Below are 16,485 nucleotides of genomic sequence, written 5' to 3' on the forward strand. Positions count from 1 at the left end.
TCATGAGCGACCACGAGAGCACCTACGTCCCGAAGACGGGCGTCGAGAAATGGCTGGACAGCCGTCTGCCCATCATTCGCTTCGGCGCGGACTATATGTCCCTGCCGACGCCCAGGAACCTGAACTACTGGTGGACCTTCGGCGGCATCCTGGCCCTGTGCCTGGTGACCCAGATCGTCACCGGCATCGTTCTGGCCATGCACTATACGCCCAACGTCGACCTGGCCTTCGCCTCGGTCGAGCGGATCATGCGCGACGTGAACGGCGGCTGGCTGATCCGCTACGTCCACGCCAACGGGGCGTCGATGTTCTTCATCGCCGTCTATCTGCACATGCTGCGCGGCCTCTACTACGGCTCGTACAAGGCGCCGCGCGAGATGATCTGGATCATCGGCTGCGTGATCTTCTTCCTGATGATCGCCACCGCCTTCCTGGGCTACGTCCTGCCGTGGGGCCAGATGTCGTTCTGGGGCGCCGAGGTCATCACCAATCTGATCGGGGCCATCCCCGGCGTGGGCGAGCCGATCCTGATCTGGCTGCGCGGCGGTCCGGCGATCGACAATGCGACGCTGAACCGCTTCTTCTCGCTGCACTATCTGCTGCCGTTCGCCATTCTGGGCTGCGTCGTGCTGCACCTGTGGGCGCTGCACGCGGCGGGGCAGAACAACCCAGTCGGCATCCTGATCCCCAAGGATCGTCAGGCCAAGGACACGCTGCCCTTCCATCCGTATTTCACGGTCAAGGACGGGTTCGCCATCATCCTGTTCCTGATCCTGTTCGCGATCTTCGTCTTCTATCAGCCGAACGCCCTGGGCCACGCCGACAACTACATTCCGGCCAACCCGCTGCAGACGCCGGCGCACATCGTGCCCGAGTGGTACATGCTGCCCTTCTACGCCATCCTGCGCGCCATCCCGGACAAGTTCGGCGGCGTGGTGGCGATGTTCAGCGCCATCGGCGTGCTGTTCGTCCTGCCCTGGCTGGATACGTCCAAGGTGCGTTCGATGCGCTATCGCCCGACGATGAAGATTTTCTTCCTGTTCTTCCTGGCTGTGGGCGTGGGCCTGGGCTGGTGCGGGGGGCAACTGCCGGACGCCCATGTGATCCCGAACGTGAGCACCTTCGTCGTCTTCGACGGCGACCTGAACAGCTACCTGTGGCTGACCAGATTCCTTACCCTCTACTACTTCGTCTTCTTCCTGGTGATCATGCCCTTGGTCGGCCTGAAGGAGCAGCCGCTGCCGATCCCGGCGACCATTTCGGAGCCGGTGCTGACCGGCGCGGACGCCGTCGAGCACAAGGGGTGAGGGGCATGACGATCGGAACCAAGACCATGTCGTTCAAGACGATCATCGCCTCGGCCGCCGTCGCCCTGGGCCTGATGGCGGGCGCCGCGCCCGCCCTGGCCGCAGGCGGGGCCGCCCATCCGCGCTCGGGCGGGTTCAGCTTCGAAGGGCCGTTCGGCACCTATGACCAAGGTCAGCTGCAACGCGGCTACAAGGTCTATCACGAGGTCTGCGCCGCCTGTCACAGCATGAACCTGATGCACTATCGGAATCTGGGCGACCGGCACGGGCCGTTCTGGAATCCGAAATACCCGAACCCGAACGACAACCCCGTCGTGAAGGCCCTGGCCAAGGAAGTGCAGGTCGGCGACATCGACAGCGAGACCGGCGAGGCGATCCAGCGCGACGCCACCCCCGCCGACAAGTTCCGCGCCCCCTATCCGAACGCCACGGCGGCGGCGGCGGGCAACGGCGGGGCGGCCCCGCCCGATCTGTCGGTGATGGCCAAGGCCCGTCACGACGGCGCCAACTACATCTATTCGCTGCTGTCGGGGTATCGGAACCCGCCGGCGGGCCTGACCATCCGCGACGGTCAGCACTACAACCCCTATATGGCCGGCGATCTGACGCCGTTCTGGGACGAGACCAAGGGCCATGTGCCGCCCGGCGGCTTCATCGCCATGCCCCCGCCGCTGCAGAACGGCCAAGTCACCTATGACGACGGTTCGCCCCAGACGGTGGACCAGTACGCCAAGGACGTCGCCGCCTTCATCGCCTGGACCTCGGAACCCAAGATGGTGGAGCGCAAACAGGCCGGCTTCGGCGTGTTGATCTATCTGCTGATCTTCGCGGGCGTCACCTACGCCGCCTACCGCCGCATCTGGAAGGGCGTCGCCCACTAGGGCGTCGCCGCCAGGTCGAAGTCTTTTAGCCCGTCGAAGTTCGCTTCGGCGGGCTTTTGGTTTGCGACGATTGGCCCGCGACACGGAATCGACACGATGGGTTCGGCCGCCTAGGGTCCGTCATCGTTTCCGGCTGTGGGGCCCTTCAGATCATGCGTTTCGTCTCTTCCTTCGCCGCCGTGCTGTTGGCGGGCGCCGCCCTGTCGGCCTGTGCGACCGCGCCCGATCCTGCTGCGGTTCATGCGGTTCCCGCCTTCGATGCGGCGCGGATCTCGCAGGACATCAAGACGCTGTCGGATGACAGTTTTGAGGGGCGCGGCATCGCCACCCCGGCGGAAGAGAAGGTGATCCGGTATCTGAGCGAAGGCTACGCCGCCGCCGGGTTCGAGCCGGGCGGACCGAACGGCCAGTGGACGCAGGACGTGATCCTCAACCGGTTCGTCCAATCCAACGTACACGCCGCGCTGAGGCTGGGCGACTGGGCCCTGCCGCTGACCCAGGGGCGCGAGGTCGCCATCTCGACGCGCCGCCCGGCCCAGCACGTCAGCCTGAAGGACGCGCCGCTGGTCTTCGTCGGTTACGGCATCAAGGCGCCCGAACGGAACTGGGACGACTTCAAGGGTCAGGACCTGCGCGGCAAGATCCTGGTCGTGCTGGTCAATGACGCCGACTTCGAAGAGCCGGCGCTGAACACCTTCGGCGGCAAGGCCATGACCTATTACGGCCGCTGGACCTACAAATACGAAGAGGCGGCGCGCCAGGGCGCGGCGGGCGTGTTGATCGTCCATGAGACGGCGCCGGCCTCCTATGGCTGGCAGACGGTGGCCAACTCCTGGGGCGTGCCGCAGTTCGACATCCTGCGCCAGAATGCGGCGGCCGAGCGCGTCCCGATGGAGGGCTGGATTCAGCGTGACGTGGCGGTCGATCTGTTCCGCCGCGCCGGTCTGGATTTCGAGGCGCTGAAGGTTCAGGCGCGCAGCCGCGACTTCCAGCCGGTCGCGCTGACCGGCGCCGCCTTCTCGACCGAGTTCGACGTGGCGACCAATCAGGTGACGAGCCACAATGTCATCGCCCGCCTGCCGGGCGCGACCCACCCGGACGAGACGGTCCTCTACACCGCCCACTGGGATCACATCGGCATGGGCGAGCCGGACGCGACCGGCGACCGCATCTTCAACGGCGCGGTCGACAACGCCTCGGGCACGGCGGGCCTGTTGGAGCTGGCGCGGATGTTCGGTCAGGCGCCGCGCACCGAACGCTCCATCGTCATGATCAGCTTCACCGGCGAGGAAAGCGGTCTTCTGGGTTCGGAATATTATGCGGTGAACCCAGTCTATCCGCTGGCCAGGACGGTCGGCGGGTTCAACATGGATTCGATGAACGTCTATGGCCGCGTCACGGGGCTGGGCGTCACGGGCTATGGTCAGTCTGACTTCGACGAGCGGCTGGCGGCGGCGATCCAGCCGCAGGGGCGCACCCTGGTTCCCGACCACGAGAATGCGGCCGGCACCTATTACCGCTCGGATCACTTCCCGCTGGCCAAGCGCGGCGTGCCCATGGCCTATGCCGGCAGCCGGGGCGATTTCCGCGATGCCCCGATCGCCGAGCGTGAGGCGGCGCGGGCGGAATACGGGGCCAAACGCTATCACCAGGCGGCGGACGAATGGTCGCCGGATTGGGACTATCGCGGCATGATCGAGGATCTGCAGGTCTTCTATGACGTCGGCCGCGCCCTGGCCGACAGCCGCGACTGGCCGCAGTGGAAGCCGGGATCGGAGTTCGGGCCGGTGCGCGCGACCACGGCGTCAGAGCGCCGCTGATTTCCTCACAGTATCCCGGACGGGGCGGGGAGACATCTCCGTCCCGTTCGCCGTTTTCGTATCGAGTAGTCCCATGATCCTTCACCGTTCACCCTTAGTGGCCTTCGCCGCCCTGGCGCTGGCCGCCTGTGCCACCGCGCCGGTCCCTGTGCCCAGCCAAACGGCGGACGCCTTCGCCGTCGCCTCGGCCGCCACGCCGCAGTTCAGCGCCCAGCGCCTGTCGGACCACATCAAATATCTGGCGTCGGACGAGATGGAGGGGCGGTTCCCCGGTCTGGTCGGCGAACGGCTGACCCTGGCCTATCTGCAGGCCCAGTACGAGGCGATGGGACTGGAGCCGGGCGGTCGCGACGGATCGTGGCTGCAGCCCGTTGATCTGGTGCGGTTCACGCCGCGGCGGGCGCCGACGGCGGCCTGGACAGGGGCGGACGGCGCGCGTCATGCGCTGACGTCTGGGACCGACATCACCCTGCGCGCCGGGGCGGCCGATCCGCTCGTCAGGATCGCGGGCGCGCCGCTGGTCTTCGCCGGCTATGGCATTTCCGGCCCGACCTGGGACGACTATGGGACGGCGGACCTGACCGGCAAGGTCGTCGTCGTGCTGCGCGGACAACCGGCCGACATGGGGGCGGACCCCAACTTCTACGGCTCGACCACCCACAAGATGCAGGAAGCGCTGAAGCGCGGGGCGGTGGGGGTCATCACCCTGCAGGACCAGGACGGCCGCTGGCGTCGGGCCGTGGGTGGCGCGGCCCGGCCGCAGATGACGATCAAGGGCGCCCAGGACGCGCGGTTCACCGGGTCGATCAATCTGGCGGCGGCGACGACCATCGGCGGCCCGGCGCTGGAGGCGGCGCTGACCAGGGCCAGGACAGGCGCCCTGGGCGGCGCGGTCGATCTGGACGCGCGTCTGGACGTGGATATCGCCGAGACGACCGAAGTCATCCATTCCAACAATCTGCTGGCCAAGATTTCGGGCGCGGAACGGCCGGACGAATATGTTTTCTATTCCGCCCACTGGGATCACGTCGGTAAGGCCAGGACCCCCAACGCCGAGGGCGACGACATCTTCAACGGCGCCTGGGACAATGCGTCGGGCACCGCCGGGCTGATCGAGATGGCGCGGGCGTTCAAGGCCGGGCCGGCGCCGAAACGCACGGTGGTCTTCCTGCACGTCACGGCCGAGGAGCAGGGGTTGCTGGGGTCCGAAGCCTATGCCGCCGATCCGATCTATCCGCTGGCCAGGACGGCGGCGGACATCAATATCGACATGTTGCCCTTCACCCCCGCGACGCGGGACGTGGCGGTGTTCGGCGTCGGCAAGTCGGAGCTGGAGGACATCCTGGGCCGGTTCGCCGCCGTGCAGGGTCGGGTTGTGACGGGCGACGGCTATCCCGAGGAAGGCTTCTACTACCGCTCGGACCACTTCAACTTCGCCGCGGGCGGGGTGCCGGCCCTGATGCCGTGGACCGGGCGCGATTTCATCGAGGGCGGGATCGAAGCGGGCAAGCCCTATTACGAGGGGCAGATGGAACGCTATTACCACAAGCTGACCGACGAATGGCGGGCCGACTATGATTTCACGGCGGCCCTGCAGAACCTGGACCTGCTGTATCGGCTGGGCCTGACCGTGGCCGATAGCGAAAGCTGGCCCGCCTGGAAGCCGACGGCCGAGTTCAACGCCATCCGGGACCGCACGGCCGATCAGCGGAGGTAGATTGCCCTCTGTCTCGTCATCCTAGGGCTTGTCCCCAGGATCCAGACTCCCGGTTTCGACGACAGTGCTCGTAGTGCAAACACCGGGAGTCTGGATCCTCGCCACAAGGGCGAGGATGACGGGCTGTGGAAGTCATGCCGCGCCGAAGGGGTAGGGGCTGACGGACTTGGACCAGTCGTCGACGGCCAGCGGGCGGTCGATGGGGGCGGCGGCGCGTTCGGCGCAGGGGTGGCGGTGGCACAGGCGGCAGGCCGGGCCGATGGGCGTGACGTCCGGGCTGTCCAGGTCCAGACCCCGCGCATAGGCCAGGCGATGGGCGTGGCGCAGTTCGCAGCCCAGGCCCACGGCCAGGTCGTGGCTCTCGCCATAGCCGTCGTGACCCTGGCGCTCGACCGTGCGGGCGAAGGTGAACCAGCGATTGCCGTCCGGCGTCTCGATGATCTGGGTGACGATGCGACCCGGCGTGCGAAACGCCGAATGCAGCCGCCAGCGCGGGCAGGCGCCGCCGAAGCGCGAGAAGGGGAAGGCCCCGGCCGCATAGCGTTTGGAGATATTGCCCGCCTGATCGACCCGCATCAGGAAGAAGGGCACGCCGCGCGCGGTCGGCCGCGACAGGGTGGTCAGCCGGTGGGCCGCCTGTTCGTAGCTGACGCCGAAACGGGCCTGGAGCCGGGCCAGGTCGTAACCGCCGTCCTCGGCCGCGCGCTGGAAGGCGGCGTAGGGCATGAGGGTCGCGGCGGCGAGGGTGTTGGTCAGGGCGACCTTCAGCAGGGATCGAGTCGGCGCGTCCGGGGCGTTCGCGGCCTCTGCCAGCGCGTTGAGCGCCGGTCCTTGCTCGGCCAAGGCCAACTGATAGGCGATGGCGAAGGCGCGCGACGACGGCCCCAGCGTTTCCGACAGCAGCAGACGACGGCGGTGCAGGTCGTAGCGGCGCGTCCATTCGACCATGACCTCGGCGGGCAGGGTGCGGACGCCCAGATCGTGGCGCGCGGCCAGACGCTGACGCGCGGCGGGTTCGAAGCCGTCGGCGTGAACCGGAGCCTCGGCCGCCAGGGTTTCGGCCAGGGTCTCGCCCATCTGGTCCAGTTCGGGGAAGTGGTTGCCGCGCGACTGGATATATTCGCGCACCCAGTCGGCGGGACTGGATTCGACCAGGCCGTCGCCGGTCTCGGCGGCGGCGCGGGCCTTGGCGCGGCCGTCGTCGAACGCCTGATAGAGACGAAGCAGGGCGTCGGCGACGCCCGGCGCCTCTTCCAGCAGGCGCACCAGCTCATGCCGGGGGGCGGAAAGGCCCTTGAACAGGGGGTCGGTCAGGACTTCGGTCAGGCGCGCCTCGTCCGCCGCGCCCGCCTGGTTCAGGCTGCGCAGATCGACGTCATAGGTGTCGGCAAGCCGCAGCAGGAGTTGGGCCGAGACGGGCCGCTGATTGCGCTCTATGTGATTGAGATAGCTGGGGGAAACGCCCAGGTCGGCGGCCATGGCGGTCTGGGTGAGCGCAAGGTCGCGCCGCAGCCGCTTCAGCCGGGCGCCGAGGAACAGCTTTCGGTCGGCGGAGGCGTCCATACGCGCAGAATGTCACAACATGACCGATTATGCAAAGTCATGTTGTGACAAAGTGACTGCAATGTCGGCATCGGTGCTGTGTCATTCGTGACTTCGGCGTGTTCTTGTCTCCGAGACGGCGGCTGCGGCCGCGCCTTTCCCAGACGAGTTCGACTATGACCACCTTCGCCGACCTGGTTCCTTCGCCCGCGGGCCGTTTCGACGGCATCGAGCGCCCCTATACGCCGGAGGACGTCCTGCGCCTGCGCGGTTCGGTGCCGGTCACCCATACGCTGGCAGAACGCGGCGCGAACCGCCTGTGGGAACTGCTGCACACCGAGCCCTTCATCAACGCCCTGGGCGCCGTCACCGGCAATCAGGCGATGCAGATGGTCCGGGCGGGTCTGAAGGCCATCTATCTGTCGGGCTGGCAGGTCGCGGCGGACGCCAATACGGCGGGCGCCATGTACCCGGACCAGTCGCTTTATCCGGCCAACGCCGCGCCGGAACTGTGCCGCCGCATCAATCGCACCCTGCAACGCGCCGACCAGATCGAGCACGCCGAGGGCGGGGCCAAGCGCGACTGGTTCGCCCCCATCGTCGCGGACGCCGAGGCCGGTTTCGGCGGCCCGCTGAACAGCTTCGAGATCATGAAGGCCTTCATCGAGGCGGGTGCGGCGGGCGTCCACTTCGAGGACCAACTGGCCTCGGAGAAGAAGTGCGGCCACCTGGGCGGCAAGGTGCTGATCCCCACCCAGGCGCATGAGCGCAATCTGGTCGCCGCGCGTCTGGCCGCCGACGTCATGGGCACGCCGACCATCACGGTCGCCCGCACCGACGCCGAATCGGCCCAGCTGATCACCTCGGACATCGACGAGCGCGATCAGCCCTTCATCGACCGCGAGAACCGCACGCCCGAGGGTTTCTTCCGCCTGAAGGAAGGCACGGGCCTGGACCACTGCATCGCGCGCGGCCTGTCCTACGCCAATATCGCCGACCTGCTGTGGTGGGAGACCAGCCACCCGGACCTGGACGACGCCAGGAAGTTCGCCGAAGCGATCCAGAAGAAGCATCCCGGCAAGCTGATGGCCTATAACTGCTCGCCGTCGTTCAACTGGGAGGCCAAGCTGGACAAGGCCACCATCGCCAAGTTCCAGCGCGAGCTGGGGGCCATGGGCTACAAGTTCCAGTTCGTGACTCTGGCGGGCTTCCACGCCCTGAACAACTCGATGTTCGAACTGGCGGACGGCTATCGCGATCAGGGCATGGCGGCCTATTCGGAGCTGCAGCAGCGAGAGTTCGCCAATGAGGCGCGCGGCTACACCGCCACCCGCCACCAGCGCGAAGTCGGCACCGGCTATTTCGATCAGGTCGCCACGGTCATCTCCAACGGCACGTCGTCCACCACGGCGTTGAAGGACTCGACCGAGACCGCTCAGTTCACCACTGCGGCTTAATCAGAAAAGGAACCGCACCCATGGAACCGCTGACCCGTACCGAAGCCATCATCGACTTCTGCCTGGCGCCCCTGGCCCTCGACACCGGCACAGAGGCCGAACGTGAGGTGCGCCGGCGCATGACGCACGTGCTGCGGACCTATCAGGCCAAGACCGCGACGCCGGTCGCCGTGGACTTCTCGTCCATGCCGTCCCAGGTCATCAACGAGGCGGCGCACGGCTACGAATAGGCCGTCGCGCATGAAGAAAGGCCCGCTCCGATCGTCCGGGGCGGGCCTTTCGTCGTTCGGGATCGGCCGACCTTAGCGGGTGGTCGGGCCGGTGTTCAGCGACTGGGTGGTGACGACGGCCGGGGTCGCGGCCGGGACGGATGTCTGAACCGGCGCGGCGGCGGCGACGGGCGTGCGGGCCGGGGCGCCGGTTTCCTGAGGATCGCCCACGATGATGGTGGTGATCTGGGTGGCCTCGGTGGTGCAGGTGGCCAGATCGCGCGTCACGTGCCGGCCCAGGCAGAAGATGTCCTCGTAGCTGGGGCGCGAGGCGGCCAGGCACTGGAACAGCATCAGCTTGGACATGTTCAGGCAGAACTCGCTGTTCGGCTCGTGCGTCAGGGCCTCGGTGTTGGCGCGCGCCTCGTCGCCGCCGGCGCCCAGGGCGCCCAGGGCCGCGATGGCCAGCGAACGGACCACGGCGGGGGTGTAGGGCGGACCCTTGCGCGACGGCTCCAGACCCAGGCCGGTTCCGCTGTTGCCAGCGGCGAACAGCTGGGCCGATTCCTCGGCCGACGGCAGCATATTGACCTCGGACAGGTGTTTGGCGCCCTCCAGCCGACCCTCGCGGTTGGCGATGGGGGTGGTGGCCCAGCGGCGGCGCGGATCGCTGCGGCCCTGGATCGTATAGGCGTCCTGTTCGATACCCTCGGCGATGGCGCGCATGGCGACCGCATCCTTGCCGATGGTGCTGGCGATCAGGCCGGCGGCGGCGTCGGCGCCGGGCAGGGTGGCGGCATAGGCCGGATCGGCGACGATCTGCGCCACCATCTGCTGACGCTGGGTCGGATCGATGGCGTACTGGCGCACGCCGGCGACGAACTCGGGCGACTGCATGGCGATGATGGCGCCATAGGCGATCAGGCCGCGCGACAGCTGTTCGGCGTCATAGGAGGCGCCCTTGCGGATCGCCGCCTGGATCGACTCCGCGTCCGGGAAGCCGCCGGGCTGGATGGTGCGGGCTTCGCGAAGGAAGGCGACATAGATGGAGGCGGCCTCGGCCACGCCCTGGTTCAGCGAGATGGGCGGGGGCTGGCGGGCGGCCAGTTCGGCCGCGAGGCGTTGAGCCTCCAGCTCGGCCTTGGAGGGTCCGCTCTCGCAACTGGCGAGTATCATGGCGGCGACGATGGCGACGGCGGAGACGCCGCGGCGCAGGGGGGCCGATTTCATTGGAACATCCTCAAGGCGATCACGCGCGCAAAAGCGCCAACACTATGGGCGCTTATAAGGCGTTCCTTATGGTTACCCGAGGGTTAATCGAACAGCTTTGAAACCGATTCCTCGTTCGCTATCCGTCGGATAGCCTCTCCGATCAGCGGAGCCACGGAAACCGTTCGGATTTTCGAGCAGTTCAAAACTTCGTGGGGTTGCTCGATGGAGTCGGTGATCACAAGCTCCTTCAGCGGACCGTCGGTGATGCGCTGGACGGCGGGGCCGGACAGGACGCCGTGGCTGATATAGGCCGAGACCTCGGTCGCGCCCTGGTCTATCAGGGCCTTGGCGGCGTTGACCAGGGTGCCGCCCGAATCGACGATGTCGTCGAACAGGATGCATCGGCGGCCTTCGACATCGCCGATGATGTTCATGACCTCGCTTTCGCCTGCCTTGGGCCGGCGCTTGTCGACGATGGCGAGGTCGGCGTTCAGGCGGCTGGCCAGCGAGCGGGCGCGCACCACGCCGCCCACGTCGGGGGAGACGATCATCAGGTCGTCGCCGCGCGGATAGTGGTCCTTGATGTCCTGGGCCAGGACCGGGGTGGCGACCAGATTGTCGGTGGGGATGTCGAAGAAGCCCTGAATCTGGCCCGCGTGCAGGTCCATGGTCAGCACCCGGTCGGCGCCGGCGCGGGTGATCAGATTGGCCACCAGCTTGGCCGAGATCGGGGTGCGGCCGCCGGTCTTCCGATCCTGACGGGCATAGCCGAAATAGGGCATGACGGCCGTGATCCGCTTCGCCGAGGCCCGCACCAGGGCGTCGGTGATGATCAGCAGCTCCATCAGATTGTCGTTGGCCGGGTAGGAGGTGGATTGCAGGATGAAGACATCCTCGCCCCGCACATTCTCCTCGATGACGGCGAAGACTTCGTTGTCGGCGAACCGCTTGACCTGGGCCTTGGTCAGCGGCGCATCCAGGTGGTCGGCGATCGCCTGGGACAGTGCGCGGTTGGAGTTGCCAGAGAGCAGCTTCATCGGCCGGTCATCCTTTCGCCGTCATCCGCCCCCCATGAACGGCGGTCGGTTGGCGCGCTCTTTACCAGCGGTGCCGGGCAGGGCAAGTCACATGCGGAGATTTCCTCGGCATGGCGCGGCTCGGTCGCGGGTGCTAGAGATCGCCGCCTTGGTTTCCGGGGGAAGCGGTCCTATGACCGTTGTCTTCACACGTCATGGGGTCGTCCTTGTCCGCTTCTAAGTTCCGTTCCGGCATGGTGCTGATGGCCGCGGCGCTCGCCGCCGTGACGATTTCAGGCTGCTCGGGCACAAAGCGTCCCAAGCTGGCCTATGAGGAACGTCCGGTCGAGGCGCTCTACAACACCGGCTATGACCGCCTGCAGCAGCGGCGTTGGTCCGACGCGGTGGACTATTTCCAGGAAGTCGAACGCCAGCACCCCTATTCAGACTGGGCGCGGCGCTCGATCCTTATGCAGATCTACGCCTACTACCAGAACAACAACTACGCCGACGCCATTGCAGCGGCGGATCGGTTCATCCAGCTGTTCCCCGGCAATCCGTCGGCGGCCTACGCCTTCTACATGAAGGCGGTCTGCAACTTCGAACAGATCACCGATGTCGGCCGCGACCAGGGCTACGCCACCGCCGCCCTGGCCGGGCTGAAGGATGTGGCCCGCCGCTATCCCGGCACGCCCTACGCCTCGGACGCCGCAGTCAAGATCGACATGGTCAACGACCAGCTGGCCGGCAAGGAAATGAACATCGGCCGCTACTATCAGCGCGCCAACCAGCCGCTGGCGGCCCTGAACCGCTACAAGGCCGTCATCGCCAACCCCGACTATCAGCGCACCTCGCACACGCCCGAAGCCCTGTATCGTCTGGTCGAGGTGAACCTGCAGCTGGGCCTGAAGGAAGAAGCGACCCGTAACGGCGCGGTCCTGGGCTACAACTATCCCGGCAGCCCCTGGTATTCCGAAGCCTACGCCCTTCTGACCGAAAACGGCCAGACGCCCGAAAAGGCCCCCGAGGCCAAACGCGAAAGCTGGCTGAAGCGTCTCATCCCGGGCTGAGGGATTCGTCGCGCACCGGGGCTGTAATTCCTGATTTGTTCTTGGATCGGCCGCGCTAGAATGGCGGCGATGTCGAATCGCGTGCGCCCATGCTGACCGCCCTGTCCATTCGCGACGTCGTCCTGGTGGACGTGCTCGATCTGGAGGTCGAGAGCGGCTTGACCGTGCTGACCGGCGAGACGGGGGCGGGCAAGTCGATCATTCTGGACGCCCTGGGGCTGGCGCTGGGCGGGCGGGGCGACGCCGGACTGGTGCGGCAAGGCGCCAGACAGGCGGTGGCGACGGCGGTCTTCTCCGCGCCCGACGATCCCGATCTTCTGGCCCTGATCGCCGACAAGGGATTCGACGTCCGACCGGGCGAGGATTTGATCCTGCGCCGCGTGCTGGGCGCGGATGGCCGAAGCCGAGCCTATGTCAACGATCAGCCGGCCGGGGTGACGGCCCTGCGCGAGATCGGCGCCGCCCTGGTGGAGGTGCATGGCCAGCACGAAACCGTGGGCCTGCTGGACTGGCGCACCCATCGCGGGGCGCTGGACGCCTATGGCGGGCTTCAGCCGCAGTTGGCGGCGGTGGCCGCCGCCTCGATCAGGCTGAAAGCGGCCGAAGCCAAGCTGGCCGAGTTGAAGGCCCAGGCCGCCGACGCCGCCGCGCGGCTGGAAGAGATCAGCCTGAACCTGTCCGAACTGGATGCGCTGGACCCGCGCGCCGACGAGGAGACCGAACTGGCCGGGGAACGCGCCCTGCTGGGCGCGGCGGAAAAGGCCATCGCCGACTTAGCCGACGCCCGCACCCAGCTGGGCGGCGACAAGCTGAGCCAGAAGCTGGGCTCGGCCCTGCGCGCCGTCGAACACGCGCGTCAGCGGGCCGGGCAGGCGGGGGCCGAGGGCGACCATCCGGTCATTCTGAAACTGTCCGCCGCCGTGGAGGCCATCGACCGCACCATGGTCGAGGCGGCCGAGGCCATCGCCGCCGTGGACGCCGCCGCCGACGCCTTCGACTACGAACCCGGTCGGCTGGACAAGGCGGAGGAACGGCTGTTCGCCCTGCGCGCGGCCGCGAGAAAGCTGAACACCACGGTCGACGCCCTGCCGACGCTGCGGATCCGGTTGCGCGAGCAGCTTCGGCTGATCGAGGACGGGGAGGAGGCGTTGACCAACGCCGGCCGCGACGCCGCTCAGGCGGCCGAAGCCTATGATCTGGCGGCCGAGTTCCTGACCTCGGCGCGCGAAGCGGCGGCCGACCGGCTGACCGCCGCCGTCATGGGCGAACTGGCGCCGTTGAAGCTGGAGCGGGCGCGGTTCCGCGTGGCGCTGGAGCGGATCGAGGGACGGCGCGGGCCGGAGGGGCTGGAGACCGTGCGGTTCCAGATCGCCACCAACGCCGGAACCGACTTCGGCCCGCTGGACGCCATCGCGTCGGGCGGCGAACTGGCGCGCTTCGCCCTGGCCATGAAGGCGGCCCTGGCCAGCCGCGAGGACGTGCGCCAGCCGGTCATGATCTTCGACGAGGTGGATCAGGGCGTGGGCGGCGCGGTGGCCGAAGCCGTGGGATCGCGCCTGAAGCGGCTGTCGACCGGCGCCCAGGTCCTGGTCGTGACCCATAGCCCACAGGTCGCCGCGCGCGGCCATGCCCACTGGAAGGTCAAAAAGGCCGATGCGGCCTCCGAATCCGGCGTCACGACCACCACCACGGTCGTCGCCCTGGACGACCATCACCGCCGCGAAGAGATCGCCCGGATGCTGTCGGGCGCCGCCATCACCGATGAAGCCCGCGCGGCGGCGCGAGCGTTGATAGGATAGAGGGCGGCCCTCAGGCGCCGAGAATCCAGCCTTCTTCCTGTTCGACCCGGGCGATCAGGTCGGGTGTGGCGGTCTTGGGCGGGCCGAAGGCCCTGGCCAGGTCGCCGGCGTCGTCCATATGGGCCAGGGCCTCCGCGGTCGTGCGCACCTGGGCCTGGTCCTTGAACTCGCCGGGCTCCAGCGTGGTCGCGAACATCGACGGCCAGACCTCCACGACCAGGGCGGACAGCGGCTCGACATCGGCGGGCGTCAGTTCTCGCCAGCCGGTGCCGAAGGGCCAGACCGCGCCGGACGGCCCCAGGCTTTCCAACAGGCGGCGCACGGCGGGAATGCCGACAAGGGTCTGGCCGCCTACCGCGCCCGCGCCATGCATCTGCCAGACGCTCTTGGGCTGGAGCCGGCCCTTTCGAACCGCGTCCTCTGTGGCGCGGAACTCGGGGATGTCGGCGCCGGCGCCAACCGGCGGCTTGGTCGTGGTCAGCCAGCGCTGCGCCTGTTTGGCCGGGGCGCCCCAGAAGGGCCAGGCCTCGTCGGTCATCAGCCGGTTCATCTTGGCCGCGACCTGATAGCGGTTGTTGGTGTTGTCGGCCTTGTCCACGATGTTGGACGCGATGAATTTCCACATCAACTGCCACGGGGCTTGACCGGACGTCCCATCCAGCTTCAGCCGCGCGGCCGTGCCGGCGGGATAGCCGAAGTTGAAGTCCAGCCCGACCAGCACCCGGTCGCCGCGCTTCCTGTGATCGGCCAGGATGGAGGCCAGCAGGGCCTCGCCCTCGGCGCGCGTGGCGACGTTGTGGGTCTCGGTATAGAGGCGGAACCGCACGTCGCGCTTGGCCACGCCGATCCACAGCGAGGTGTCGCCCAGCTTTTTGGTTTCGGCGGCGGTCCAGTCGGCGACGACATAGGCGTCGAAAAGGCGGGCCAAGGCGGCCTCCTTGATAAAGGCGTCGGTAGGAATGAGCGGGGCTTCTAACGCCCCATCGCGGCGACCGAAAGGCCCTGTCGCGGATCAGCCCTTCAGCAGGGCCTCCATGTGCGACAGCCAGCGCCGGCCCAGCCGCAGGGCCTCGCCCGGCGAGCCGGTCTGGACAGGCAGGGCGGCGTCCCACAGCGCCAACTCGAACTCGGGATGGCGGGCGTCGGCGAACATCAGACGCAAAACCACCTGTTCGGCGTCGGGGGCCAGGACGTCCAGCGACTTGCGCGCCTCGCCGCGCCGGACGCGGGCCACGACATGGCCGTCTACGATGATCTCGCCGCCCTCGACCTCGTCGAAGGCGTAGGCCAGGCCGTGGGCGCCGTTGGCCCATAGCACCACCACCTGGTCGACGTCGAAGTTCAGGGCGCAGGCGCGGCCCTCGCCCGGCGACAGGGCCTCAACCTCGGGCGCGGCGGCCAGGGCCTTGAGCATGGCGCGGCGCAGGCGGCGCGGCGGCTCCATCCACCACGACAGCGCCAGGGCCAAGGTCGTCAGCAGGGCCGCCGCCAGGGCGATCAGCAGACCCACCCGCAAGGCGTCGGCCATCGGCGTCAGCCCTCCAGGTCCAGTTCGACCACGACAGGCACGTGGTCGCTGGGCTTGTCCATGTCGCGGGCGTCGCGGTGGGTCTCGATGCCCCGGAAGCGGTCGGCGGCCTGGGGCGACAGCAGGGCGAAGTCGATGCGGATGCCGTGGTCACGCTGCCAGGCGCCGGCCTGATAGTCCCAGAAGGTGTAGGTTCCGGCCGGCTCGCCGCCGATCTCGTGCGCGTCGGCCAGGCCCAGGTTCTTCAGGGCGCGGAAAGCCTGGCGGCTCTGGGGCTGGAACAGGGCGTCGTCGGTCCAGGCGGCGGGGGTCTTGGCGTCCTCGGCCTCGGGGATGACGTTGTAGTCACCGCACAGGGCCAGCGGCTCCTCGAACCCGAGCAGGTTCTGAGCGTGGCGGTTCAGCCGGTCGAACCAGGCCAGCTTGTAGGCGAACTTCTCGGTCCCGATCGGATTGCCGTTGGGCAGATAGATCGCGCCGACGCGGATCGGGCGGGGCGCCTCGATCAGGGCCTCGATATAGCGGGCCTGTTCGTCGGTCTCGTCGCCCGGCAGGCCGCGCCGGAGGTCGGACATCGGATATTTCGACAGCAAGGCGACGCCGTTGTAGCTCTTCTGGCCGTGGGTCTGGACATTGTAGCCCAGGCTTTCGAAGGCCTCGCGCGGGAACTTCTCGTCCACGCATTTGATTTCCTGAAAGCAGGCGACGTCGGGGGCGGCCTGTTCCAGCCACGCCAGCACGGTGGGCAGGCGGGCGTTGACGGAGTTCACGTTCCAGGTGGCGATGCGCATGGGGTCAAGGCTTAGGCTGCGTCTCGCGATCCGAAAAGACCGTCGTTCAAAAGAAAAAGGCCGCCGGATCGCCCGGCGGCCTTTCCTTGTCGATATCTGACCGTCGCCTAGGGGCGGCCGCCGGCGGGGGCGGGCG

At 67.8% G+C, this 16,485-nt stretch carries 14 protein-coding genes; 8 read left to right on the forward strand and 6 right to left on the reverse strand.

Translation table 11 applies throughout. The features are described 5' to 3' along the window. The first annotated feature begins 2 nt into the window (after positions 1-2). The 4 genes from RTU05_RS06590 to RTU05_RS06605 all read left to right on the forward strand — a co-directional run bounded on the left by RTU05_RS06590 (position 3) and on the right by RTU05_RS06605 (position 5,725). Positions 3-1,307, forward strand: a complete 1,305-nt coding sequence (locus tag RTU05_RS06590) for a cytochrome b N-terminal domain-containing protein (RefSeq protein WP_312596754.1) — start codon at positions 3-5, stop codon at positions 1,305-1,307. A 5-nt stretch (positions 1,308-1,312) separates the two neighbouring features. After that, the gene (locus RTU05_RS06595; RefSeq protein WP_292024091.1) at positions 1,313-2,188 is read left to right on the forward strand and encodes a cytochrome c1; all 876 of its coding nucleotides are present in this window, start codon (positions 1,313-1,315) and stop codon (positions 2,186-2,188) included. A 152-nt stretch (positions 2,189-2,340) separates the two neighbouring features. Next, a complete protein-coding gene (locus RTU05_RS06600) occupies positions 2,341-4,008 on the forward strand; it encodes a M28 family metallopeptidase (protein ID WP_312596756.1) in 1,668 nt (555 codons plus the stop codon). Between the two features lie 73 nt (positions 4,009-4,081). Beyond that, complete coding sequence (locus tag RTU05_RS06605) at positions 4,082-5,725, forward strand: M28 family peptidase (protein ID WP_312596758.1); 1,644 nt, start codon at positions 4,082-4,084, stop codon at positions 5,723-5,725. A 132-nt stretch (positions 5,726-5,857) separates the two neighbouring features. Here the strand turns inward: RTU05_RS06605 and RTU05_RS06610 are convergent, their stop codons facing one another. Further along, positions 5,858-7,288: a short-chain fatty acyl-CoA regulator family protein gene (locus RTU05_RS06610; protein WP_312596760.1), complete on the reverse strand. Its 1,431-nt coding sequence runs from the start codon at positions 7,286-7,288 to the stop codon at positions 5,858-5,860. 155 nt (positions 7,289-7,443) lie between these two features. Here RTU05_RS06610 and aceA point away from each other — a divergent pair, with 155 nt between their 5' ends. Together aceA and RTU05_RS06620 are read left to right on the forward strand one after the other, a co-directional pair. Continuing rightward, positions 7,444-8,724: an isocitrate lyase gene (gene aceA, locus RTU05_RS06615; RefSeq protein WP_312596762.1), complete on the forward strand. Its 1,281-nt coding sequence runs from the start codon at positions 7,444-7,446 to the stop codon at positions 8,722-8,724. 20 nt (positions 8,725-8,744) lie between these two features. After that, the gene (locus RTU05_RS06620) at positions 8,745-8,954 is read left to right on the forward strand and encodes a hypothetical protein (RefSeq protein ID WP_066550777.1); all 210 of its coding nucleotides are present in this window, start codon (positions 8,745-8,747) and stop codon (positions 8,952-8,954) included. Positions 8,955-9,026: 72 nt separating this feature from the next. Here the strand turns inward: RTU05_RS06620 and RTU05_RS06625 are convergent, their stop codons facing one another. Then, on the reverse strand, positions 9,027-10,163 hold the full coding sequence (locus tag RTU05_RS06625) for a hypothetical protein (RefSeq protein WP_312596764.1): 1,137 nt from the start codon (positions 10,161-10,163) through the stop codon (positions 9,027-9,029). Between the two features lie 83 nt (positions 10,164-10,246). Beyond that, positions 10,247-11,182, reverse strand: coding sequence for a ribose-phosphate pyrophosphokinase (locus RTU05_RS06630; RefSeq protein ID WP_248119565.1), 936 nt, complete (start codon positions 11,180-11,182; stop codon positions 10,247-10,249). A gap of 194 nt (positions 11,183-11,376) precedes the next feature. On the opposite strand from RTU05_RS06630, the gene RTU05_RS06635 reads away from it, so the two are divergent. Together RTU05_RS06635 and recN are read left to right on the forward strand one after the other, a co-directional pair. Next, positions 11,377-12,231 (forward strand): outer membrane protein assembly factor BamD, encoded by an 855-nt coding sequence (locus tag RTU05_RS06635; RefSeq protein ID WP_248119821.1) that lies wholly within the window; start codon positions 11,377-11,379, stop codon positions 12,229-12,231. A gap of 89 nt (positions 12,232-12,320) precedes the next feature. After that, entirely contained in the window at positions 12,321-14,030 is a 1,710-nt protein-coding gene (recN, locus tag RTU05_RS06640; RefSeq protein WP_312596767.1) for a DNA repair protein RecN, read from the forward strand. A 10-nt stretch (positions 14,031-14,040) separates the two neighbouring features. Here recN and RTU05_RS06645 read toward each other — a convergent pair whose 3' ends face one another. The 3 genes from RTU05_RS06645 to xth form a co-directional block, all read right to left on the reverse strand. Further along, on the reverse strand, positions 14,041-14,958 hold the full coding sequence (locus RTU05_RS06645; RefSeq protein WP_312596769.1) for a cobalamin biosynthesis protein CbiG: 918 nt from the start codon (positions 14,956-14,958) through the stop codon (positions 14,041-14,043). Between the two features lie 84 nt (positions 14,959-15,042). Further along, positions 15,043-15,558 (reverse strand): hypothetical protein, encoded by a 516-nt coding sequence (locus RTU05_RS06650; protein WP_312596771.1) that lies wholly within the window; start codon positions 15,556-15,558, stop codon positions 15,043-15,045. 5 nt (positions 15,559-15,563) lie between these two features. Next, positions 15,564-16,349, reverse strand: a complete 786-nt coding sequence (gene xth, locus RTU05_RS06655) for an exodeoxyribonuclease III (RefSeq protein WP_312596773.1) — start codon at positions 16,347-16,349, stop codon at positions 15,564-15,566. Positions 16,350-16,485: the final 136 nt, after the last annotated feature.

Source organism: Brevundimonas sp. (assembly GCF_032017145.1).
Lineage (GTDB): Bacteria > Pseudomonadota > Alphaproteobacteria > Caulobacterales > Caulobacteraceae > Brevundimonas.